The 23695-nt window shown below is 45.0% G+C and carries 21 protein-coding genes; 6 read left to right on the top strand and 15 right to left on the bottom strand.

Annotation, left to right across the window (positions count from 1 at the left end):
• Positions 1 to 9 precede the first annotated feature (9 nt).
• Both thrS and AAAA78_RS07410 read right to left on the bottom strand, forming a co-directional pair.
• On the bottom strand, positions 10 to 1974 hold the full coding sequence (thrS, locus tag AAAA78_RS07415; protein ID WP_340591142.1) for a threonine--tRNA ligase: 1965 nt from the start codon (positions 1972 to 1974) through the stop codon (positions 10 to 12).
• Between the two features lie 106 nt (positions 1975 to 2080).
• Positions 2081 to 2608 (bottom strand): PilZ domain-containing protein, encoded by a 528-nt coding sequence (locus AAAA78_RS07410; RefSeq protein WP_340591141.1) that lies wholly within the window; start codon positions 2606 to 2608, stop codon positions 2081 to 2083.
• A 355-nt stretch (positions 2609 to 2963) separates the two neighbouring features.
• On the opposite strand from AAAA78_RS07410, the gene AAAA78_RS07405 reads away from it, so the two are divergent.
• The gene (locus AAAA78_RS07405) at positions 2964 to 3293 is read left to right on the top strand and encodes a hypothetical protein (RefSeq protein WP_340591140.1); all 330 of its coding nucleotides are present in this window, start codon (positions 2964 to 2966) and stop codon (positions 3291 to 3293) included.
• 38 nt (positions 3294 to 3331) lie between these two features.
• Here AAAA78_RS07405 and AAAA78_RS07400 read toward each other — a convergent pair whose 3' ends face one another.
• Positions 3332 to 3871: a hypothetical protein gene (locus AAAA78_RS07400; protein ID WP_340591139.1), complete on the bottom strand. Its 540-nt coding sequence runs from the start codon at positions 3869 to 3871 to the stop codon at positions 3332 to 3334.
• A gap of 136 nt (positions 3872 to 4007) precedes the next feature.
• On the opposite strand from AAAA78_RS07400, the gene AAAA78_RS07395 reads away from it, so the two are divergent.
• Positions 4008 to 4946, top strand: coding sequence for a universal stress protein (locus AAAA78_RS07395; protein WP_340591138.1), 939 nt, complete (start codon positions 4008 to 4010; stop codon positions 4944 to 4946).
• Here AAAA78_RS07395 and AAAA78_RS07390 read toward each other — a convergent pair.
• The 10 genes from AAAA78_RS07390 to AAAA78_RS07345 form a co-directional block, all read right to left on the bottom strand.
• Complete coding sequence (locus AAAA78_RS07390) at positions 4943 to 5416, bottom strand: GNAT family N-acetyltransferase (RefSeq protein ID WP_340591137.1); 474 nt, start codon at positions 5414 to 5416, stop codon at positions 4943 to 4945. The genes AAAA78_RS07395 and AAAA78_RS07390 overlap by 4 nt on opposite strands.
• Before the next feature lie 163 nt (positions 5417 to 5579).
• Positions 5580 to 6779, bottom strand: coding sequence for a molybdopterin oxidoreductase (locus AAAA78_RS07385; protein ID WP_340591136.1), 1200 nt, complete (start codon positions 6777 to 6779; stop codon positions 5580 to 5582).
• Between the two features lie 7 nt (positions 6780 to 6786).
• Entirely contained in the window at positions 6787 to 7365 is a 579-nt protein-coding gene (locus AAAA78_RS07380; RefSeq protein WP_340591135.1) for a c-type cytochrome, read from the bottom strand.
• A gap of 2 nt (positions 7366 to 7367) precedes the next feature.
• A complete protein-coding gene (locus tag AAAA78_RS07375; protein WP_340591134.1) occupies positions 7368 to 7889 on the bottom strand; it encodes a DUF3341 domain-containing protein in 522 nt (173 codons plus the stop codon).
• Positions 7889 to 9250, bottom strand: coding sequence for an NrfD/PsrC family molybdoenzyme membrane anchor subunit (gene nrfD / locus AAAA78_RS07370; protein ID WP_295905103.1), 1362 nt, complete (start codon positions 9248 to 9250; stop codon positions 7889 to 7891). Before nrfD ends, AAAA78_RS07375 begins: the two co-directional genes overlap by 1 nt.
• The gene (locus AAAA78_RS07365) at positions 9247 to 12381 is read right to left on the bottom strand and encodes a TAT-variant-translocated molybdopterin oxidoreductase (RefSeq protein ID WP_340591133.1); all 3135 of its coding nucleotides are present in this window, start codon (positions 12379 to 12381) and stop codon (positions 9247 to 9249) included. Before AAAA78_RS07365 ends, nrfD begins: the two co-directional genes overlap by 4 nt.
• Positions 12382 to 12398: 17 nt before the next feature.
• Positions 12399 to 12938 (bottom strand): cytochrome c3 family protein, encoded by a 540-nt coding sequence (locus AAAA78_RS07360; protein WP_340591132.1) that lies wholly within the window; start codon positions 12936 to 12938, stop codon positions 12399 to 12401.
• Between the two features lie 172 nt (positions 12939 to 13110).
• The gene (locus tag AAAA78_RS07355; RefSeq protein ID WP_340591131.1) at positions 13111 to 14751 is read right to left on the bottom strand and encodes a cytochrome c biogenesis protein; all 1641 of its coding nucleotides are present in this window, start codon (positions 14749 to 14751) and stop codon (positions 13111 to 13113) included.
• A gap of 1 nt (position 14752) precedes the next feature.
• On the bottom strand, positions 14753 to 16153 hold the full coding sequence (locus tag AAAA78_RS07350; RefSeq protein ID WP_340591130.1) for a cytochrome c biogenesis protein ResB: 1401 nt from the start codon (positions 16151 to 16153) through the stop codon (positions 14753 to 14755).
• A gap of 110 nt (positions 16154 to 16263) precedes the next feature.
• The gene (locus tag AAAA78_RS07345; protein WP_340591129.1) at positions 16264 to 17076 is read right to left on the bottom strand and encodes an N-formylglutamate amidohydrolase; all 813 of its coding nucleotides are present in this window, start codon (positions 17074 to 17076) and stop codon (positions 16264 to 16266) included.
• 102 nt (positions 17077 to 17178) lie between these two features.
• Between AAAA78_RS07345 and AAAA78_RS07340 the strand changes: the two genes are divergently transcribed.
• From AAAA78_RS07340 to AAAA78_RS07330, 3 genes are all read left to right on the top strand, one after another.
• Positions 17179 to 17754 carry a cob(I)yrinic acid a,c-diamide adenosyltransferase gene (locus AAAA78_RS07340; protein WP_340591128.1) on the top strand — a complete coding sequence of 192 codons (576 nt, stop codon included), beginning with the start codon at positions 17179 to 17181 and terminating at the stop codon, positions 17752 to 17754.
• Positions 17754 to 18884, top strand: a complete 1131-nt coding sequence (locus tag AAAA78_RS07335) for a hypothetical protein (RefSeq protein ID WP_340591127.1) — start codon at positions 17754 to 17756, stop codon at positions 18882 to 18884. Before AAAA78_RS07340 ends, AAAA78_RS07335 begins: the two co-directional genes overlap by 1 nt.
• A 94-nt stretch (positions 18885 to 18978) precedes the next feature.
• Positions 18979 to 20466 (top strand): hypothetical protein, encoded by a 1488-nt coding sequence (locus AAAA78_RS07330; protein ID WP_340591126.1) that lies wholly within the window; start codon positions 18979 to 18981, stop codon positions 20464 to 20466.
• Here AAAA78_RS07330 and AAAA78_RS07325 read toward each other — a convergent pair.
• Complete coding sequence (locus AAAA78_RS07325) at positions 20463 to 21941, bottom strand: methyl-accepting chemotaxis protein (RefSeq protein WP_340591125.1); 1479 nt, start codon at positions 21939 to 21941, stop codon at positions 20463 to 20465. The genes AAAA78_RS07330 and AAAA78_RS07325 overlap by 4 nt on opposite strands.
• Positions 21942 to 22013: 72 nt before the next feature.
• A complete protein-coding gene (locus AAAA78_RS07320; RefSeq protein ID WP_340591124.1) occupies positions 22014 to 22583 on the bottom strand; it encodes a hypothetical protein in 570 nt (189 codons plus the stop codon).
• A gap of 175 nt (positions 22584 to 22758) precedes the next feature.
• Here AAAA78_RS07320 and gspC point away from each other — a divergent pair, with 175 nt between their 5' ends.
• A complete protein-coding gene (gspC, locus tag AAAA78_RS07315) occupies positions 22759 to 23676 on the top strand; it encodes a type II secretion system protein GspC (protein WP_340591123.1) in 918 nt (305 codons plus the stop codon).
• Positions 23677 to 23695 lie beyond the last annotated feature (19 nt).

Here is a 23695-nt window from a genome sequence, read left to right as displayed (position 1 = left end):
TCCAGGGTTCTAGTTAGTCGTTGCAGACTTCGCAAGTGAAGACTGCAATTGTCTTGTTTTAATATCGTCTAAAATCGTTTTCATTAATTGATCCACAGTCAAACCTTTGTGCTCAGAACCATCTCTTAAGCGCAAAGAAACTGTTTTCGTCTCGGCCTCTTTATCCCCTACGATAATCATGTAAGGAACCTTTTGAAGCTGAGCCTCGCGGATCTTATAGTTTAGCTTCTCATTACGGCGATCAAATTCAACACGAACTTTGTTCTCCTTGAGAAGTTTCATCAAATCTTCACAGAATGTGTTCACGCGGTCCGTAACGTTCAAGATCGCGACTTGAGTTGGACACAACCATGGCGGCAAATGCCCTGCCGTGTGCTCAATGTAAACACCGATAAAGCGCTCTAAAGAACCCAAGATCGCGCGGTGAAGCATGATCGGACGGTGCTCCTTGTTGTCTTCGCCTGTGTATTTCAAATCAAAAGCTTGCGGCAAGTTTGGATCTACTTGCAGAGTCCCCAACTGCCAAGGACGGTTCAAAGCGTCCACGAACATGATATCCAGTTTTGGACCATAGAACGCACCATCACCCGGGTTCAAAGTGAATGGCAAATTCAAAGAGTTTAAGGCCTCGGCCAAAGCACCTTCAGCCATGTCCCAGTACTCTTCACTGCCCATGCGGTTGTCTGGACGAGTTGAAAGATAAATCTTGTAATTGCTCATACCTAGTTTGTCGTAAACGCGGTTGAGCAAGTTCATGAACTTCGCGATTTCCTCTTGAAGCTGATCCATGCGGCAGAAAATGTGTGCGTCGTCCTGACAGAACGTACGAACACGAGTCAAACCGTGCATCGCTCCGGATTTTTCATAGCGGTGCAAACGGCCGAAGTCCGCCATTTTGATTGGCAAATCACGGTAAGAGTATTTCTCAGAGTTGTATAACAAACAGTGAGAAGGACAGTTCATCGGTTTTGAAGCAAAATCACGCTCGTCCACTTTCGTGAAGAACATGTTTTCTTTGTAGTTCTGATAGTGACCCGAAGTATGGAACAAGTTCACGTCGAAGATTTGCGGCGTGATCACTTCCTGGTAACCCGTTTCGAAATACAATTCACGCAAGAACGTTTGAAGTTCTGTGTAAACAGTCGCACCCTTTCCTGTAAAGAAAGGAGATCCCGGAGCCAATTCATTAAAGTGGAAAAGTCCCAACTCTTTGCCAAGCTTACGGTGATCGCGTTTCTTTGCTTCTTCGATATTGTGCAAATAAAGATCGAGATCTTTTTTATCATTGAAAGCTGTCGCGTAAACACGTTGAAGTTGCGCGTTCTTTTCGTCCCCTCTCCAGTAAGCTCCCGCTACCGAAAGAAGTTTGAACGCTTTGATTTGGCCTGTGCTTTGGATGTGTGGTCCGCGGCAAAGGTCAAACCAACCTTCTCCGTTAAAGTAAATACCTACAACGGTTTCACCTTTAGCAGCGAGGTCCTCAATCAATTCAACTTTAAAGCGCTCGTTCATTTTTTTGAACGTTTCAATGGCTTTTGCGATCGGCCAGTTTTCTCTGTGAATAGGCAAATCTTTCGCAACGATCTCGGCCATCTTCTTTTCGATTTTCTCGAAATGCTCTTCAGTAAAAGCAAACGGAGAATCGAAGTCGTAGTAGAAACCATTTTCAATCACAGGACCGATTGTGACTTTCACTTCCGGCCAAATTTCTTGAACGGCTTGAGCCATGATATGCGCGCAAGAGTGACGGATCACTTCTACGGATTCAGGGCTTTTGGTGGTGACAAGTGCGATCTTGGTTTGATCTTTAAGTGGAGTGCGGAAATCAGAAATCTCTGAAGATCCGTTGATGTGAACGCCCAATGTCTCTTTAGCCAAACGAGGGCCAATAGACTGCGCTACTTCAAGCGCCGTGGGTTCATGGTCAAACACCTTGGTAGAATTATCCGGCAGAACGATTGTAATTTGTGACATTAGCTTGCGTGCACTCCGGTTGTGCCGGAGTAAGAAATAGTTAGAAAATGTGATGAAGAATTATGCATTTGCATCACATAAGTAGTAGTCCCGTAGCCGCTTGGGGTCAAGCACTCACAGCAAGAAATTGCACACCTATAATCTGGTCTCCGTTTGCGGCCGACACGACCCAGCGAACCTGGGACTCCACCGACACCCATTGACCATGGCGATTGCGGTACATGAGGCTGATAAAGTCCTTCAAACGCACAGTTCCCTGAGTGAGGGAGATCTGCGCCCCGCCCTTGGAGAAATCCTGCATCTGGCCTTCCCGGATGAACTGGACCCCTCGACCAGTGGGAGACTCTTCAGCTAAGACGGACTTTTTGAGCATCACTTGAGACTGCACGGCCATGCGCTCTTGTTTGCGGCTTTTTACGGGAAGCCCCATGAGGCGACGAGTCACGATATCGGTGATACGAAGACCCTCGGATTCAAAAATGAAGAGCAGCTGATTGTTGGCGAAAGCCACCTGTTGTGCTGCTTTTTCAATAGTTTGCGCGATAATGATAAAAGACAACTTCATGTTTGTCTTACCCCAGCTAATAAAGGCCTGAATCAAACGTTGGGTCATGGTTTCCACTCGAATAATCACGAAGGTCTCTCCTTGTTGAGACATAAGGTATCGCTTTAACTCTTCCGCGTTCTGACAAAAATGCCAACGCACGTCCTTCAGCGATTGAAGATACGGCGGCAAAGAATGACTCGAACTGAGATAAACGAGATTCCTTATGGGGGCTATCTGCATGAGACACTTCCATTGCAAATCGGAAGCCCAAGGTGGGCTCGCTTATAGAGCGTCTCATCGTCAAGAGCGTGGACAGGCGTAAAGAAAGCTTTAAACAACATTGCTAAATTACTGATTTACCAGAGCTAAAATACACAAGACTATCAACCTACAAATAGCGGCGTCGCCGCACAAAATAGAAGCCATAACGAAAGGAAAAAATATGAAACATTTTTTCATGACTCTTGTGACTTTGCTGGCGTTTGCCTCTTTCTCTCACGCGGAAGAGACGGTGGGCGAAAAGGTTGATAGAGGTATGCAGACCACTTCCGACAAAGCCAAAGAAATGGGTGAGAAAACCAAAGATGAAACTAAAAGGCTCGGAAGAAAAACCAAGCGCATGGCTAAAAAAGGTATGCACAGAACTCAAGAAGTCGTGTGCATGGAAGGTGACGTCGAGTGTGCGGCAAGAAAAGCTAAGCATCGTGCTGAAGAGGGCAAAGATTCTGCTGTCGACACGATGAAAGACACGAAAGATCAAATGTCGAAGTAGTTTGGCGAAAGTGCCTGGACCTTTCCAGGCACTTCGATTTAACGGCATTGTTCAGCAATTTCCCTGATCTCGCTGATTTCATCACATTCAAATTTCGAAATGCGTGAACAAACGTAATCAATGCATGAGGAATCGATGAGTCCCCGACACATATCGGTGACTTCAAAAATCTCGACCTTTTCATCACAGGCAAAACGACTGACGTGACTGCACACTGTGCGCACACAGCTGCCATCGACGTTGCGGCAAGCTTGGGTCACTTCAATCATATCGTCGCGATCATCGCATTCAAAACGGCTCATCTGCTGACAAACGGCCTCTATACAATCCGTAGGAAAATGCGTTGGAGGACAATTCGGAGGACGAACCGGTGGTCTTTCTGGAAGAGGTGGATTATTGCTATCCGGTGGATCTGGCAAAGGACGGGGTCGCGGAGCCGTCCCAAGAAGCTTACTCCACACGGTTTTTTGAATGTAGTATCCGTCGACAAGTTTTTTAATTTTCGCTGAAGGCGCCGCCAAACTGTCGAGTGAAATAAGCAAAAGAAGAATAAAGAAACTGGAAATAAGAAGACGCATAAACCCTCCCCTCTTCATGCTCGGGACGAAAGAGAAGAACCTCAACTGCTGGGTTTTGTGGAAGTCAAAATACAAGGATCTTTACCTAGAGCCTATTCGGGAGATTGCTATAATAAACAAGAACAGGGAGTGAACCATGGCGACAAATTCCATCTTAGTTCCGGATGACTTGGCCGAACGAAGCGCCCCAGGAAGACTGCGCTCTCGAATGATTCGCGATATCGCTGTTGAGTTTGCACAAAATCTTCATTGGGACATCGAACTTCTGTATGTCAAAAATCTAAAACCCGGTTTTTTTAAAAGAAAACAAGTCGATGCTCTTTTAGAAACTTATGCCGACATTGAAACGTCGATCATGAAGCAATTCATGAAAGCCTACGTAAAAGGCCGGGTGAAAATCACCTCGGGAAATCCCGCCGAAGAAATTCTTACGTGCATCAATGCTTCGGAAGGAATTTCAATGGTGGTCATGGGCACCCACGGAAAGAAAGGCCTAGAAAAAATGTTCTTAGGCAGCGTCGCCGAAGAAGTTTTAAGAAATACGGACGTGCCCGTTTTAGTTTTAGGTCCGACGGCTCAAGAAAAACAAAGAGAGTTTAAGATAGATCAGGACTTTAAAATTCTCTTACTGTCAGACCTCTCTGAAAGCAGCACCGAAGCAGAATCCTTCGCTCAAAAACTAGCTAAAGAACTTTCTTGCGAAGTAACGATGCTCCACTCCGTCGGAGACCAAATAAGAAGGACACGTCAGAGCTTGTACGGATCAGGCTATATTCCATTTGATATGGAAAAGATGTTCACGGATCTGATCAAAGACACCCAACGAAATCTAGAAAAACGAAATCGCCGCTGGCAAAAAGAAGGCTTAAAAATAAAGTCCGAAGCCACCGCAAAAGAAGAAACCTTAGATAAAACCCTGCAAAGAAAAATAAAAGAAGGTTTCGACTTAATCATCATGGGCACACACTCTGACCAATTGATGAAAGCCTTCCTAGGAAGCTCAGCAAGAAAAGTGATTTTATCGTCACCCATTCCTGTGATCGTGGTCAGATCTAAACCAGAAAAAAGTTCTTAGAGAGAAAGCAGATATTCAGAATAAGAAACAAGCTGAGGAAGCTCTTCAACGCATTCACCATTGTAAGCAAAAGAAGCTTTAGAAAGTCCACGAACCGAAGCTAGATTCCCTTTGCGAGTAAGAGCCCGAATATATTTGTAGTGAGAATATTTATTTCGGCAGTGAGCGATCAAAGCTTCCAGCAAAGAAGCAAAATATCCCTGCCCGCGAAAGGATGGATGAATAATATAAAAGATCCCTACATTGATAGGCTCCTTATCAGGATAAACCCCAACAAACCCAATAAGCTTATCCCCACTCCAAGCCGCAAAATGAAACTCAGGAGAATAAACCTCAAGAGCCAGCTTCTGCTCAATCGGAGACATTTCAGAAAATCGTTTTAAAGGAGCATCAGGCTCTTTCGACTCAAAGTAGGAGTCGTGCAAAATAATCAGTTCACTCAAAGTGAGTTCTTTAAAAACAATCTTCATAAAACCAACCTAACATTTACTAACGCAACCGCACTACCAAAAGTAAGTCCGTACTTCTCGAAAAAAGAAAAAGGGAGCCAGAAAAAGGCTCCCTTGCGCGAGGACTGTCTGAGCGTTTTGCTAGCGGCGGCACCCCACTGCTAGCAAGCCGGACCCTCGAAGTTTAGTAAGCAACGTGGTGATTGATTGCTTCGTGAATACGTGGATCTTTCAAAGGAACCAAACTGTGTTTGCTCCAGAAAGACATGATAGTCAGCAAGAACAATCCCGCAAAACCAGCAAATACACCGATTTCCCAGAATCCGAAAGTAACCTGACCTTCGAAGAAATTTGGATACACCATCCAGTAGATGTCTACGTATTGCATGATCAATACAATCGCAGAGATCAACAAAACGTTCGCATCATTTCTTTTCGCTGCACGAGGAAGCAATGCCAAGAATGGAACCACGAAACGGAAGATCAAAAGAAGCATGGAAATGCTCATCCAGCCGCCTTGAGCTCTCATGATGTAGTACTCTGTTTCCTCTGGCAAGTTAGCGTACCAAATCAACATGAATTGAGAGAACGCAATATAAGCCCAGAAGATGGAGAAACCTTTAAGGTACTTCACAACGTCGTGTTGGTGTTCTTCAGTCACATAACCTTTTACGAAGCCAGCGCGTTTCATCAACACGATAACGATCGCAAGGAAAGCCATGCCCGCTTGGAACATACCTGCAAAAGTGTAAATACCGAAGATTGTTGAGTACCAAGTTGGCAACAAAGACATCAACAAATCCACGCTGAAGAAAGAGAATGCCAACGCGTAGAATACGATGAATCCAACTGCTGGAGACACGTTTTTATTCGTTAGGTTCTCATCACCCGTTTGGTCTTGTTTCAAAGAGTTTCCAACCATCACCCATCTGAAAATCATGCAACCGATGGCGAAGATGAACAAACGCACAACGAAGAAGCCTGCATTCAAATAGCCTGTTTTAGCTGCGATCACTGGGTTTTCAGCAACGATCTCAGGATTTGCCCAAGGATAAAGATGCTTAAAACCAACTAGCAACAACAAACCACCGATCAAGATCGCTGGGATGAAAGAAGTCGTCGCTTCAGCGTAACGACGGATTGTTACAGACCATCCTGTTTTTGCTACGTTATTGATAGCAATCCAGAAAAGTCCGCTCACTGCCATTGCAGAGAAGAAGAAGAAAGCTACAAGGTATGATGTCCAAAGTCTTTCTGGACTTTTCATCAAACCCACTACGAAAGTCAAAAGACCGATCGCAATCAAAGCGAAGCTGATTGTTTTCAACTTCGCCGGAGCTTCAAATTTAGATACGTGTAGATTTACGTGATTGTGTTCGCCCATTTTAAACCTACTTAGATTGCTTCTCTAGGAAGCGAATGTAGTTAACAACTTGCCAACGATATTTTTGTGGAATGTGAGAAGCATAAGGCCCCATCACACCTTGGCCCATCGTGATCACATGGTAAAGGTGACCATCTGGCCATCCTTTTACTTTGTCGGTCAGGATTGAAGGTGGTTTCAAAGCCATTTTCTCAGACACAGAAGACTTCGACTCAGTTCCACCCTCGCCTTTAAAGCCGTGGCAGATCGCACAGTTTGTCTCGTAGTATTTTTGACCTACAAGCAAAGTCTCTTCGTCCATTTTATCAGCCAAAGGATTTTTCAAATTCTTCGCGGCACCTTCCACATCAGTCGCATATCTGTACGGTTCAAAACCAACAGGCGCTGTGTGTTCAGGCGGAACTCTCATTCCACTGTGGTGAGGAGATGTTTCGTCGTACTCCTGAGCTTTGATCGCCGGAGACTCCATCATATCTTGGATGATTTCGACATTGGGTTTGTTACCGCGCGGACCGCAGCTCGACAATGCGATAGCTGCCAAGCCTGCCGCTGCTACACCCATGGATAAATTCACAAGGCTTCTCATCTTTAGTACTCCGTCTTCTTCACTTCTTTAGCGCCAAGCTCTTTGAACATCTTTTCAATTTTGGATTCGTCATACCCTGTATCATTGTGAGGGATGAAAACCGCAAATTTATGAGAGCTCAAATCAGGATCAATTGATGGCGGATCAATGCGCGGAATTTTGCACGCATAGAAAAGCGCCCCAACAGAAGCAAGAGCCGCGAACAAGATAGTCAATTCGAACATGATAGGAATGAAAGCTGGAAGAGAGAAGAAAGGTTTACCACCCACGTTCACTGCCCAGTTCACTGCTGAAGTCCACCAAGTCAAAAGAAGACCCGCAGTTAAACCTACGCATCCCGCAACGAAAGTCACGTAAGGGATCCAAGATCTTTTAATACCGCAAGCTTCTTCCATTCCGTGAATAGGATAAGCAGAGATTACATCGAACTTTGTGAAGCCCGACTCGCGAGTTTTGCGAGCGGCTTTCAAGATCAAATGTTCATCTTCCCAAATACCAGCAATACCTTTTGTATATTGAGCCATTAGTGGTGCCCTCCTTTATCATCGTAACCAACATGGAGTACAGGCTTCACTTCCGCGATAGAAACCGCAGGGAACAAACGTAGATACAACAAGAACAATGTCAGGAACATACCGAAGGATCCAACAAGAACCCCTGTATCGAACCATGACCAAGCGTACATACCCCAGCTTGATGGTAAGAAGTCACGGTGAAGAGATGTCACAGTGATCACGAAACGCTCAAACCACATACCGATGTTTACGAAGATAGAAACAACGAACATCACTGGGATTGAACGACGCATTTTCTTGAACCAGAACAATTGCGGGATCAATACGTTACAAGTCACCATACACCAGTAAGACCAGCCGTAAGGACCGAACGCACGGTTGATAAATACGAAACGCTCGTATTGGTTGCCAGAGTACCAAGCGATAAAGAACTCAGATGCGTACGCGTAACCAACAAGCATACCTGTTGTCATGATGATTTTGTTCATCACTTCCATATGATCAAGCGTTACGTAGTTTTGGAATTCTTTGAAACCGATACGAACCAAAGTCATCAATGTCACAACCATCGCGAAACCGGAGAAGATCGCACCGGCAACGAAGTATGGAGGGAAGATCGTTGTATGCCAACCTGGCAAGTTAGAAACCGCGAAGTCGAAAGAGACGATCGTATGAACTGAAAGAACGAGTGGAGTCGAAAGACCCGCAAGGATCAAGTACACCATTTCATAGTGTGACCAGTTTCTTGCAGTTCCACGCCATCCCAAAGAAAGCGCGCCGTAAACAGTTCTGCGAAGTTTGTTTTTCGCACGGTCTTTGATAGTTGCAAAGTCAGGAACCAAACCGATGTACCAGAATACCATGGAAACAGTCGCGTATGTTGATACGGCGAAAACGTCCCACAACAATGGACTACGGAAGTTCACCCACAATGGTCCACGTTGATTTGGATACGGGAACAACCAGTAATCCAACCAAGGACGACCTGTATGTAGCAACGGGAAAAGACCCGCTGTCATAACCGCGAAGACCGTCATTGCTTCCGCAGTACGAGCTACAGAAGTTCTCCATTTTTGGCGGAACAAGAAAAGAACCGCAGAGATCAACGTACCCGCGTGACCGATACCGATCCAGAATACGAACGTAACGATCATCGTACCCCAGAAGACCGGGCTGTTAACACCCAGCAAACCAATACCGATACCGACAACGCTCGCAAGGATACCGATATAAAATAACAACAACGTCTTCGCACCTAGGAACAACCCCACCCAACCTTTGGATGGGAATCTTTCCACCGGCGCACAGATGTCGTCCGTCACATCTTTTAAAGTCTTATTGCCAAGGACTAATGGACTACGCTTCATCATGAGTGCTCACCTTGTTTTGCAGTACCGTGACCGTTGTGGTCACCAGTTGATTCTTTATCATTGTTACGGATCTTAGAAAGGTAGCGAACCGAAGGTTTCGCATGCCATTCTTCAAGAAGTGCGTAAGAACGCTCTTCTGTTTTAAAGATCTTCGCCACTTCAGAGTTTGGATCATTTAAATCACCAAACACGATACCACCTGCAGGACATGCAGTTTGGCAGGCTGTTTTCACATCGCCGTCTTTCAACTGACGTTTTTCGTTGCGAGCAACCGTTTTAGCATCCTGGATTCTTTGAACGCAGAATGTACATTTCTCCATAACCCCGCGAGTACGAACACCCACGGAAGGATTTAGAGCCATGTGCAATGGCTTCTCGATCTGCTTCGCATAGTTGAACCAGTTGAAACGACGAACTTTGTATGGACAGTTATTCGCGCAGTAACGAGTTCCCACGCAACGGTTGTAAACCATGTCATTGAGACCTTCATCAGAGTGAACAGTCGCAAGAACCGGACATACAGTTTCGCAAGGAGCATTGTCACAGTGTTGGCACATAACCGGTTGGAAAACCGCTTCAGCGTCCGCTGGGTTTCCAGTGTAGTAACGGTCAATACGGATCCAGTGCATTTCACGGCCTTCGATCACGTACTGCTTACCTACGACAGGGATGTTGTTCTCAGATTGACATGCAACCACGCAAGAAGAACAACCTGTGCAAGTGTGAAGATCAACAGCCATACCCCATTTGTGACCACTGTATTCGTGACCAGACCAGATCGACCAAGTGTGGTGTCTGTGGATGCCGGCGTCTTTCTTTTTGTTGTAGTCTTTCAAAGTTGCTTCCGCAACGATGTTACGACCTTCCATAGAGTGATGACCTTGCGTGATCGCAATTTCATACTTCTTAGATAATTTTTTGAATTCCGCTTTTTGACCAGCGAAAACAACTTTGCCGTCTTTCGCAGTAGCTAGAGCAAAAGCATTTTTACCAATACCATTACCTACTTTACCTACGCGTGTACGACCGAAACCAACAGCGATCGCCAAAACGTCGTCATGAAGACCTGGTTGGATCAAGATCGGAAGTTCGATCTTCTTATCCCCTACTGTCAATTCGACAACATTGTTTTGTCTCAAACCGTGTTTTTCAGCTGTCGCCAAAGAAACGCTGATGTAGTTGTCCCAAACAGCTTTTGTGATTGGATCTGGAAGTTCATGCAACCAAGAAACGTTGTTCAAAGAACCGTCGCCCATGTGAGACGTTGGGTAAAGAACAAGTTCGAATCCTTCAGAAGCCGCCGCTGGTTTGATAGATGTGAATGCATCTACTTTGAATGAGCGAGCCGAAGAACCTGTGCTCAATGAACCTGCGTAACCTTTTTGAAGAGTTTCTTGCCAGAAGTCTTCGAAGTCTTTTCCTTTGCCAACTTTTGGTTGGATGTCAGATTTCCAGAAGACTCTCAAGTAGTCATAGAAAGTCTCGTAGTCACGAAGACGTTGAGGACCCATGTTTGCCATGAATGCCCAAGTCATCAAAGACAACTGGAATGAACGAGTGTCATACATAGGACGGATCGCAGGTTGGCAGATTGTGTAAACACCATTTGCCAATTCAGCATCATTCCAAGATTCCAACGCGTGGTTGTCTGGAGTGATGTAGTCTGCGTAAACGCCTGTTTCGTCAATACGGTCACCTGTGTAGATAACCATTTGAACTTTTTTAATAGCGTCAGCAAAGCCCATTTCAGCAGGCAATACGAAAGCTGGATTCACACCGTGAACAACCAAAGTTTTTACTTTGCCAGCAGCCATGTCTTTAATAAGAGCGGCCATGTCTTCGTAAGAAGCTTTCAATGCCACGTTGCCGTTTTTGTGGTCGACTGTTTTACCGTCGTTATCCAAGATCGTATTCAAGAAGTTGACTGCAACTTGAAGTTCTTTAGACTTTTCAGTCAGAGTTTGGATACCACCGGCTACAACCAAAGACTCCCCTTTGTTTGCAAGAAGGTCGGCAGCAACTTTCGCGAACAATTCAGGTTCAACACCCAATTTTTTCGCTGTATCAGCAAATGGAGCCAAAGCCGCTTTTACGTTGGCGTTGCCCGCGTAAGAAGAAGCGCCTTTTTTCACGATGATCTCATGAAGAAGACCCATTACAACATCAAGTTGCTGAGAAGGTTTGATCTTCATGCGGATATCCGCGTTAGCACCAGTAAGAGAATAATTTGAATCGAAAGAAACCAAACGATTCATGTTTTTGATATCTTTACGGCCATTCACGAATTGGTTCGTGAATGCTGTTGGAGAAATCCAAGTTCCCAAGAAGTCCGCGTCGATAGACACGATCATCTTCGCTTTATCGAAACGATAAGCAGGAACAACGTCATCACCGTAAGAAGCTTTTTGACCTTCACGAACTTCTTCGTTCGCGAATGCTTCCCACACAACGTGTTTCGCTTTGAAACCTTGTGCGAAGTCGCCAATCACAGCGCGTGTTGCTGGAGACGCGATTGCGCCTGTCAAAACAACAACGTCACCTTTTTTGAGTTGCTCAACAACTTTTTTGTCTAGCTCTTCCCATTTAACGTCGACAACTTGGCTGTTCGATCTTTTCTCATTGAAAAGATTGCGTTGTGGACCTTTCAATCTTTCTGGATCGTACATCTTCAACAAAGAAGCTTGTGAACGGATGTTCAAACCAGAGATGCTGAAGGGGTGGCCCGGATTTGCTTCGATTTTAATAGGACGGCCTTCGCGTGTTTTAACCAAAACACCAAGACCTTCAGAACCTTCGAAGTAAGCTGAAGAATAGTAATTCGCTACACCTAAAGTCACTTCTTCAGGTTGCTTGTTGTAAGGAACGATTTTTTGCACTGGACGACGGATACAACCCGCAGATGCCAAAGCAATAGAAGCTCCCATCAACTTCAAGAACTCACGACGAGCCCAACCGCTTTCATCGTCTTGTGCACGAAGAGGCGAAGATTGGAATTCTGTCTCAGCAAGTTTCATGAACTCAGGATCATTTTTCCATTGTTCAAGACTTAGCCAATATTTGTTATCACGCTCCACTTGTGGGCGAAGCGCTTTCTTCATTTCTAATTCATTATCATGATGCATTTCAGACATGGTACCTTCCGAAATCCTTAGTAGTGACAAGTTGAACAGTTGAGTGGAGCCTTGTTTTCAGGCTGACGATGACAGTTCACACACCAACCCATAGAAAGATCAGCAAACTGCTCTACTTTTTTCATAGTCTCGATTTGACCATGGCAAGTTTGGCAGTTTACGCCTTTTGCGATGTGGGCGTTGTGGTTGAAGTGAACAAAGTCAGGAAGCATGTGCACGCGAACCCACTCAATAGATCCACCGTTGTCATACGCTTCACGCAATTTTTGAATACCTGGCTTATCTGTCGCCACTTGAAGATGGCAGTTCATGCACGTTGAAAGTGCAGGAATATTCGAGTGCTTCGTTCTTTCCACCTGATTGTGGCAGTACTGACACTGAATTTTGTGAGTTCCCGCATGAAGGGAGTGGTCAAACGCGATAGGCTGCTCTGGAGCGTATCCTTTGTTATATCCAAACCCTGGTTGAAATTTACAACCAACGAGAAGAGTTGAAACCATGAGCGCGCCAAATAACGCCAATGCGCTCGCCGCCGTTCTTTTGAATACCCGATGCATAATCATCCTTCGCTTATTCACTACTGTGGGCCAAAGACAAACGAATGCTGTCCTAATTTTAGTTTGCTCCTATTTAATGGTGGAAAAGTCCAGTTGTCCATATTCTTTTTGCAAACATATTGAAAAAGAAGACGACTCAGACTCTTCGCCCAAGAAGTGTGCAAAATAAAAATCAAGTAGCAGGTGTCTGTTTTTTACCCTTACCTTGCCTAATCACACTTACATAAATCACTAATAAGATGTGCGCTGCCACGAAAGCAGACACATATTCAACACCACCCGCACCAAAGCCGTACGAATGAAGCCCTGCGCCAAGAACGAAGTTCACTCCGTACCAAGCCATGATCACGAGAGAGAAAGTGATCACCGCCGTCACTATCATTCCAAAATTTTTGATCATGCCTGCGTAGCGCGCGTGAAGAACCGCGAGATATCCCAAGAGAGCGATCAACGCCCATGTCTCTTTTGGATCCCAACCCCAGAAGCGACCCCAAGAGTAGTCGGCCCAGATACCGCCCAAGATAATTCCGGGAGCCAGAAACGCGACACCGATTTGCATCGCGCGATAAATTCCCGTCACCACGGCTTTGATCTGAGCCTGATGTTTTTGTTCTCCACGGAGATAGTAGATAAGACCAATGTCTCCCAATCCGAACGCCAAGAAAAACGCGGCGTAACTGATAGTGATAGTCATCACGTGAATCGTGAGCCAATAGTTGCTGCGAAGAACAGGCTCAAGTGGCTGAAGCGTTGGATCAAGAACAGCTGGAGCAAAGTCAGCAATAACAAGACCAAAAGCCGAAACCAAAGTTCCTGCCACTAAAATCAAACGATACTTATAGATAAGCTCCAAGATCGCAGCGAATAAAATTGTTCCCCACGCGACCCACACCACTGTTTCGTACATATTAGAAACCGGCGGACGCTCCATGATGTACATGCGAAGACCGAAGCCGTAAGTGTGAAGTACAAATCCCAACACCAAGAAAACCCAAACGGCTTTCATCAACGACTCTTTGCTCAAAGTCCACACCAAAAGCAGAATGATAAATGCGATGAAGTAGCACACATAAGCCCAACGGAATGGATGGAAGTTATTGTAGTGAACTTCGGCTTTCATTTTCGTTTCGTGATTATAAAGAGCGGGATTGTTCGCGCGAGCGATGTCTTCGAAAGAGTGAACAGCTTTATCAAGTTCAGCACCTGTGGCCTCGGTGCTCTCGCCTTTTGCAACGGCACCGATGTGATTCACGAAAGCTTTTGTGAGATCCATGAACTTTTCTTGTTGAGCCGGATCTAAATCCGCAACGGCGATCCAAGCGTCGCCTTCCTTAGGCGGAACGACCTTAAGCATACGGCCGGCAGCGACTTCTTGGAAAACCACGAATTGATTTTCGAGGCGTTGCAAAGCTTGGAAATAGGGATCGAGTTTTTCTTTGGATTCACGTTTAGCCTGCAACTCTTGACGAAGAAGGGCAAATCTTTCTCCGCCAAAAAGTTCTTCGCCGGTAAACCAGCGCTGATCTTTTGGAAGCTTCATCGCATCCAAAACTTGATGGTTGCGCACTTCAAAGATTTTTTTATCATGCCATGCTTGTGGAGACAGCATCCACGTCATGACAATCTCTGTCGCCAGACGTCCTTCGTACTGCGTTTTTCCGTAAACGATTTCAAGCATTTCACGAGCAAAACTGTCGTAAGGTTTAATACGTCCACCGTCTTGCACTTGCAGATAGTTCAGCGCATCCCCTGTTTTTGCAAAAACAGAGACGCTCACAAGTAAAGAGGCAATCAACAACATCAATTTTTTCATATTACTCTTCCCCGTCTTTTTGCGATTTGCGCGCAATTTTAAAATCCAGGTGTTTAAACCACATCAATAAAACAATTCCCAAACTCATAATCAAAGAACCAAGATATTTCAAAAAACGTCCCGGATCGTGATTCACAGAGAAAATCGAAGCGACGGGCTTTCCTTCTTCTTCTTGAAAGCTCGCCTGATAAATCGTGAGACCTTTGTACTTGAGAGGCTCATTCATTGAAATGACCTGCTCGCCTTTTTCAGGAACTTCCACGACACTTTCGTAAGCCATCGCACGCATAGTGCCTTGATAACGTGTCACCGCGAAGTTTTTAAGTTTAATTTTAAAGCCGATATCAGTACGACGATTTCCGTATGTCAAAAGATAGACCGTGTTATTTGTAAACAACTTCACCATGTCATTTAAAAGGACCCAGTGCTCTTTGCCATCGAACACAATTTTGATCGCGGATGTCGTTAAAGGTGTGGGACGCTCTGATGGTTGCAAATCCCAATCTTCAATGGCTGACGGAAGAAAACGCAGAACGCGGAAATTCAAAGCCATTTTAAAACCCGGATCAAAAACTTCGCCTTCTTTCACAACACCTTTTTTGTGGAGTTTTTCAGAATCTTTTTGAAAAACAACATAGCGAAGTGTGTTGTTTGCTTCAGGTGTCAGGAAAATTTCATTGGCACCACGCCCTTTTTCGGGAGCTTTTCCTAAATGAATTTGCGCCGGACCGAAATTATGAGTTGCAACTGAATCCGGTTTTCTTTGCACCAACCACTCAATCACATTCACGTTGGGGTTTTGCAGTTGAAAACGCAGACCCGCTCCGCCTTTGCCACTTTCATCGACAACGACTTTACGTGAAGGCAAAACATATTTTTTGTAGTCGACAATGCGAATTTCGCCTTCATAAGCTGGGATAACAACAGGATGTTTTTCTGATGGCGGATTTTTAAAGAAATCCACTTCCTGCTCGAGAGTTTTGGAGTAGCGGTCCCCATCGAAAGATGTGTAGACGACAAGATCGGTTTCTGATGTTTGCACAAGATTATTGTCTTCGCCGATTCCAACACGCATCGAACCATCAAGACCGTAGTTCATCGTAAGCACAGCTCCTGCAAGCATGACGATGATCCCAATGTGCGCAAGAACAAACGCCGCATGACGCTTTTTCCACGGCCAACGATCCAACATCACCGCAGTGAGGTTGATCACCAAAAGTCCCATAATGCCGTACATGAACCAAGTGTCGTAAACGAGTTTTCGAGCAGCGTAAGAATCGTACTTCGCCTCAACGAACGTACCGACCGCCGTGATCGCTGCAATAGAAATGATAATGAAAACAGCCAGCTTAACAGAAGCTAGAGGCTTATTAAGCCTCTTGAGCAGAGATTTTTTGGGCAAAGAGGTCTTATCCAACGAGCCGTCCTTGAAAGCTAAAAAAATTTTAATTGCTGATAGCTATCAATAATTTAAGTCGGCTCGGCTGACTATGCTTTTTACTTTTCGACGCCCTACATTATATGCATCAAATTGTTGCGGATATAGCTCAAAGCAAAGAGAACTTTTTCCTGAACTTTCTTCGCCTCTTCCGGTTTGAGCTTTTTTGTTTTCTCATCCATATACAGTGAGCGATTCATTTCAACTTGCAGAGTGTGTTGATCGCGACGAGGATCTCCGTACTGCTCTGTGACGCGACCGCCAAAGTAGGGCCAATTGTAACCAACTTTAAAACCCGCTGTCACATAGGCTGCAATCACAAGATCCTTGAATCTTGGGTCACAGCTTTTTCCTTTGCTGTCGCTGACCACAATGTCGGCACGAAGTTCCCCTGGATCGCGATGCTCGCTGGTACCTACGGACGGCATGCTGTGCGCATCAATATGAAAAGTCTTTTTATAACCTTTGGAATGAAGGTCTTGATAAAGAGCGCGCACGCCGCTGTGGAAAGGTTCATAAATCAGTTTTACAAGTTCATCGTGCACTTGCGGCGTCATCGGCTCTTTCATGAGCTGATGTTTGTAAGTTGTGATCACCCAGTGAAAACCGCGATTGTGAGTTCCCGCCGGATTCGCATTTCCAACCACGGAAGACGCATCGACATCCTCAGGAATACGATTTAAATCGGCGGCATAACGATGCCACTCTGTTTTTACAAAAGGAATATGAAGTTTATGAAGAGCAGGTTCATACAAAAAGTCCACATAACGGTCGACGTCGCACATCAAAACTTCTTCTGGCAAAGAATTCAGCCACGGCGTTTGTGGGGGAATTTTTTCGCCTGAATGTGGAATCGTTACGATCAATGGGATGTCAGTGGAACTCATAATATCCTCCGGTACTGCTTCAGCTTCGCTCTGCGGGCTACCGCCCATTCACCCTTGACCTCTTACAGGGAAAAAGCAAGAATTTAGTAAAGGATAATGCTTATGACGAATGCTCCCAAAGCAAAAATTTATACGCGGACAGGTGACAAAGGAACGACACGTTTGGTGGACGGGTCTTGTGTCGAAAAATTCAACCCTCGCGTGGAAGCTTATGGGACTGTCGATGAACTCAATAGTTCTCTTGGTGTTGTCCGTGCGGCTTTGTCATCTGTTGCTGAATTGAAGTCTTTAGACGCCCCTCTTGAAAAAGTACAAAATGAGCTTTTTAATATCGGAAGTCTTTTGGCCACGGAGAAAGATGAAGTTTTAAAAATGCTTCCACCGATCACGGAAGAGCAGATTCGTTTTTTAGAAGTGCAAATTGACGAATTGACCGTACAACTTCCTGAGCTTCGCAATTTTATTTTGCCAGCGGGTCATCCTGTCGCTGCGGCTTTACACGTGGCTCGCACATCCTGCCGTCGCAGTGAGCGTCGTTCGGCGGAAATCGCGGTGAAAGATGACCGCTATATGATGCCTCTTCAATATCTAAATCGTTTGAGTGATTATCTTTTCGTAGCGGCTCGTTGGGCCAATATGAAAACAGGACACGGCGATGTTCTTTGGAAGAAGACTTAATGAAGTTAGAGATCGCAAAACCGGAAGACTCTAAGGCGCTGGTTGAATTTTACAAAGGCTTTCCTCTGCGCGGACTGGTCGAGATGAAGATTGATCGAGATGGAGATTTTTTTGCTCCCTACTCGATTCAATCCGATCGCCACCTGACTTATCAACTCAAAGACGATGAAAACAAGATCGAAGGTGTCGCGAGTTTCGTGATGCGCGATGTGCTTTTAGACAATAAAGTTCGTCCTGTCGCTTTCGGTCGCGATCTGCGTATTTCTTCAAATCGCCGTGCGATTTTACAATGGTCTCAACACTTTTTACCTGTGATGGAAGAAGTGTTTCACACCTTTGGCTGTAAACATTTGTTTTCCGTTTTAAGCATGAGCGAAGTGCAAGCGATGAATGCTTTTGTACGTCCGCGTACGATGAAGCGCCCTTTGCCGCACTATTATCTTTTCCGAAGATTCAATATGGTGTCTGTGCATGGACGGCTTCCTTGGGCACAAAATCCATTGCCACACTTGCGCATCCGCCGTGGGAATGAAAACAACGTCGACGCTTTGATTTATTATATTATTCAAAAATCTCGACAAAAGGATCTTTCCACCGTTTGGGACGCTCAGAGCTTTCACGATAAACTCGATCGCTGGAAGGGCTTAAAGCTTGAGGACTTTCTGATTGCGTTTGATAAAGATGACAACATCGTGGGCTGTGCGGCTCCGTGGTCTTCAGGTGGCATTCAAGATTTTATTCCGATGGAATATTCTCTGCGTGCACACAACTTCCGTCAGTTTTTAAAGTTTGGAAAGATGTTGGGTTGGACAAGAACGCTGACCAAACCTTATTCTCGCTTGAAGATCGAAGCGGGATTTAATTTTAAATATTTGAATTTCTTATTTGCCGATAACGGAGATATTTTTGAAAGCCTTCTTTGGAAGGCCTATGACGAAGCTCGCGATAATGAATTTTTAGTCTACAATCAAATCCGCTCCGAATACATCTATCGCCGCCCGCAAAATTGGATCGGTGCGAAGATGCCTTTTGGGGTTTACGTGCTTTTAGCTCCCGATCAGGAACCGCCTAAATTTTTACATCCTGGGAACGAAAAACCCATTGAAATGGAACCGTTCTTCGCCCTGTAGTACGCACATTTTTTGGCACCTTAAGCAGTTTCTTTAAGTCAAATCCTCCAGGAAAGAGCCTATACAGGCCCTGGTTTTGCTGTTTTTGACTGTGATGAAAACTCTTAAGAGCCGTCTCACTTTGAAACATATTGCAAAACTCCTCTGCGGAGCCAGTTTTCTATGGGCTTTTTCTGCACCTGCGCAAGATGTTCTTAACGTGGGTCCCACGGACAGCAATAACATCTCTTCAGCAGACCGTATTGCGCGCACTTTGATTGAGACTCTTCCGGATTCAGGAACTAAAAATGGTCTTTTACGCTATTACCAGATTTTAAATCCTCAAGCTTATACAAGTGATAACGATGTTGCGATCAACAATACCGGCGTTGCCCACTTCTTTGAATATCACTTTAAAAATAATGCTTGCTTTGCAGAAAAGGCATTGCGTTTTTATCATGACGTTCGTTCGACAACAAAAATTTCGCAAAAAACAAATCCCGAGGAGAAACGCAACAGCCGTCCCTCTTTAGGGGATAAATCCGGCAACACTCGCAAAGATCTTCCCGAAGGTTGGCTTTACAACAAAGCTTTAAAGTATGCTAACGGCAATCCAAATTTAGCGCTCACTTTAATTGGCATGTGCGGACATGACGACACCAAACAAGGGAACTTTGCAAACTCACAAGTCGAAAGCAAACTTGCTAATGCAGGTTTTAATCATGAAGCTCTTTTCTTAGCTAGCGAGGACGGTGCTCAAGATTCACCATGCCCTCCTTTAACTTCCGATTTTTTTATTTCTGGTTCTTTGGGGCGAAAAGATGACATTGAGGACGCCTTAAAAAAGAGAATCCTTAAAGTTCAATATCCCGGAAAAACTTCCCTTCAAATTGCTTCTAAAAACTATCATGTTTTAGGTGCAGCTTTCATGACTTGTCAGATGATTGAAGCGGGACTTTCTCCCTTTTTGGCAGTGCGTGTAGAATCCCTGGCGGCAAGTCTTTATCGTGGCATCCGTCTTTGTCAAAATATTGAGGTTCCTGCGAGCCTTTTTTGGAAATTACAAAGACATCCTGAAATCCGCAAACGTCCCGCGAGTTATCGATTTGAAGACGCCGTTATGGCGAAAGCTTTGGAGTACGGTCGCAACAAAACATGTCTTTCACAAAAATACAAAGACGATGCTCTTTGTGAACTTTTGCAAACCGTCGGTGCTCCGTTTGATCTTTCAATTCAACGCCTTGAAGATCGCGCTAAAGGACTTATTGAAAAATACATGGACAACATGATTGCTAGCGGTCTCTACGCCGCATGGCATGTCAGCGGAGAAATTGCAGGGATCAGTCTTCCTTGCTCTCGCTCACAACTTTTTGGTCCGCATCCGTTTATGAAATGGTTGGTGTCACAAGCCGAAGTGCCGCTGAATATTTGCGGCAGTGGCCTGTCTGTAGAATCGTGCCGCAAAGCTTTGGGCACGATCAGCAGTTGGGAAATTGACTTTGATTGGACAGTGTCTCAGCACATGGCTGGCGCGAAATTCGCGGCCAGCGTCTGTAAGCCTTACCCACAAGGTCGAAGTTCGATGAACGAATCCTGCAATTAAGCGGCTTTTTTAATACCCGTCAAATTCTCAAGGTTTCCAATCGTCGTTGTCAAACCTTCTGTAGAGTCATTCAAGCTTGAAGCGGCTTCAGAGATTGTCTCTGAAGAAGCGGCGTTCGTTTGGGTTGCCTGATCCAATTGATTCATCGCCTGAGTGATTTGTGATACACCTGTGCTTTGTTCCACACTGGCTGTTGCGATTTCATTATTAAGGCCTGCCACTTTATTGACTGAATCTACGATCTTTTTAAGAACTTCATAACTAGAATCAGCTACTTTTTGTCCCTGTTCGATTTGCGTGACACTTTCAGAAATCAAATCAGAAATTTCTTTTGCTGAAGTGGCACTTCTTTGCGCCAAGGCACGAACGGCGTCAGCAACCACCGCAAAACCTTTACCTTGTTCACCCGCGCGAGCCGCTTCCACCGCTGCGTTAAGAGCCAAAAGATTTGTTTGGAATGCTATATCATCAATCACGGTGATGATATCTTCAATTTTCTTAGAAGATTTTACGATGTCTTGCATAGAAGTCATAAGACTTGCGATCTCACGAGAACCTTCCTCCGCAGAACCTTTGGAAACTTGTGAAAGTTCAGAAGCCAGTTTAGCGTTATCGGCATTGAGTTTGATCATGCTTGAAAGCTCTTCAAGAGACGCCACTGTTTCTTCCAGAGAAGCCGCAGATTCCGTTGATGCTGCAGAAAGGGCTGAGCTTGAACCCGTCAAATTTGCCACAAGATTGCGGATTTGTGAGTACGCTGCCGCCAAAGCTTCTGTTTGCAAACGGATCCCTTGTTTCAATGCATTTGATGCCATTAACATTGTCAGCGAAAGACCGATGATCATCACAGCGACACTGCCTAATGCCCACTGAGCGTAAACCATCGCGGCTTCAACCGCACCACGAGTACGAGCCTCTAAAGATTTTTCGAATTCATTGATAGGCTCACCGATCGTTGCGATGAATTTGTGATAGGCTTCATCATGCATCAGCTTTCTTGCCATATTCAAATCTGGATCTTTTTTCACTGTGAATTTCCCAGTGTCATCCTGGAAAAGACCTTTCGCCGCATTCATCGCCACGGTTTCTGTTGCCACAAGAGCGTTGGATCTTTTTTCAGCTTCTTCCAAAAGAGCAAACTCTTCTGCTGTAAAGCCAGCTTCCTTCATTAATTCTTTCAACGCGATTTTGCGACCGTCAGGACGAACTTTCTCTCCGTTTCTGACAGCAATAATATCGAAATATTCTTTTTCGTATTGAGAATCACCCGTCACAACGAAAGTTCGCGCCGTGCGAGTCAAATTGGCAGAGCCATCTCTGAGCTCTTGCGCAAGTTTCATCGAAACGAACTTGGATTCATGGGCTTTGTTCAGCTCTTTTTCGTAGTAAAAAGCCGTTCCGATACACACGTACAAAGCCAGAACCAAACCGACAGAGAAAAAATTAAAAAGACGAACTTTTGCGAACACATTCATGGAAGAAACCTCGAGTTTTAAGTTGGAGGACTCTTCGGTTTCCTAACAAAAATGTAAAGCAGTAATTCTTGTTTATATGAGAGGATTTTCACCAGATGTGAAAGTTTCCCGCACTTGTGGCCAGAACCAATCCAATTGAGGATCCGAAGCAATAACGTCCTTAATTAAGACCTTAATGTCCGTTTTCGTTGAGATTTCGCGGCGAAGCCAAATCTCGATTTCGTCATACCCTGGACCAATGATGGTGATTTCCACGCGACTTAAAAAATGCAAAAGATGAAGGTCTTGAGTGGCAACAGCCTTCCCTTCTGTTTTTCCACGTATGAAATTGAGAACTTCATCTTTGATGTCGGCAAAAGACCGGTAATTGATTCGACGAAGAATTAAATCCGCACGATGATCGCGATTGATCCAACGTTGATGAAGACCTCTTTGCACTAAATTAATTAAGAAGTTGCGCAATACGCTAGGGACCAGACGAAAATCTTCGTCCGGCAACGACATCACCTGCATCAAATCAACGTAGCGGGCCGATTCCTGGCCGCGACGAAGGGAGGTGAGTACTTCTGGTATTCTCAAAAGAGATTCGCGAATCCCCAGAAGATCAATTCCTGCTCCATCCGTGAAGTAGAGAATTCTCATACTTCTATCATGACTTAACTTTTGAGAATGTGTGTAGAAATTTAAACAATCAAGACCATGGTCCAGCTTGTATTTTTTAGTGCCGATCCCCCGCCTTTTTGATAGGATTGTGAGAGGCCCAAGGACTAGGCCGATCATTAGACAAAGGGATCATTAGACAAAGGATTGTACAACTGTGATTTCACGTAACCCGAAGAATCAACGCCCTCCATTTGAAAGATGGTACGCCTACATTCTCTTTGTGTTTGTTGGTTACTGCATTGCTGACTTAGCCATCTTGGCTTACAGAGATCGCATGCTTCCCCAGTCTGCTCCCCCATCGCACCCAAAATCTGCACAGATTGATTCCAGTGTTAGTCGTGGTGCTTACAACAGCATCACAAGTCGCAATATGTTTGCTTCCAACGGACAAATTCCTGATGCCTTGGTGGACAAAACCAAAGGTGCTGAAGCACAAAAAGAAGACGAACCTGTGCCTTCACAATTGCCACTCAATTTGATCGGAACTTTGGTGCACTCCAATCCTGAAAAATCCATTGCCGCTATTGAAGTTCGTGGCAAAAACCAAGTTGTTTCTTACAGTCCCGGAAAAGAAATTGAAGGCATGGCTTCCATCCTAAAAGTAGAACGCCAAAAAGTGATTTTCCGCAATCTGAACTCCAACCGTCTTGAGTACATTGAAATGAAAAAAGAAGGTAATAAAGTGGCGTTCGGCGGAGCTCGCCCGATGGGTGGCGGTACGGGTCGCGAAGTGATGAAAACAGGCGAAAACAATTTCACCATCAAGCGTGCGGATCTTTTGAAATACACGAATGATCTTTCCAGTATTTTGATGCAAGCCCGCGCCGTTCCTAACCGCGAACCTGGAACTGGAAATATCAATGGCTTCCGCCTTCTTGATATGCAACCAGGAAGTATTTATGAACAACTCGGTTTGCAACGCATGGACGTGATTAAATCTGTCGATGGAACTCCGGTCGATAGCCCCGCGAAAGCGATGGAGCTGTACAACACTCTCAAAAATTCACCAAAGGTGACTTTGCAGGTTGAGAGAAACGGCAAAAACGAAACTATGACTTATAATATTCAATAATCCTCAAGGACAGAGGAGA

Origin of the sequence: Bdellovibrio sp. BCCA (assembly GCF_037996825.1) — a bacterium.
GTDB lineage: Bacteria > Bdellovibrionota > Bdellovibrionia > Bdellovibrionales > Bdellovibrionaceae > Bdellovibrio.
This window is presented reverse-complemented; position numbering and strand designations above follow the sequence as displayed.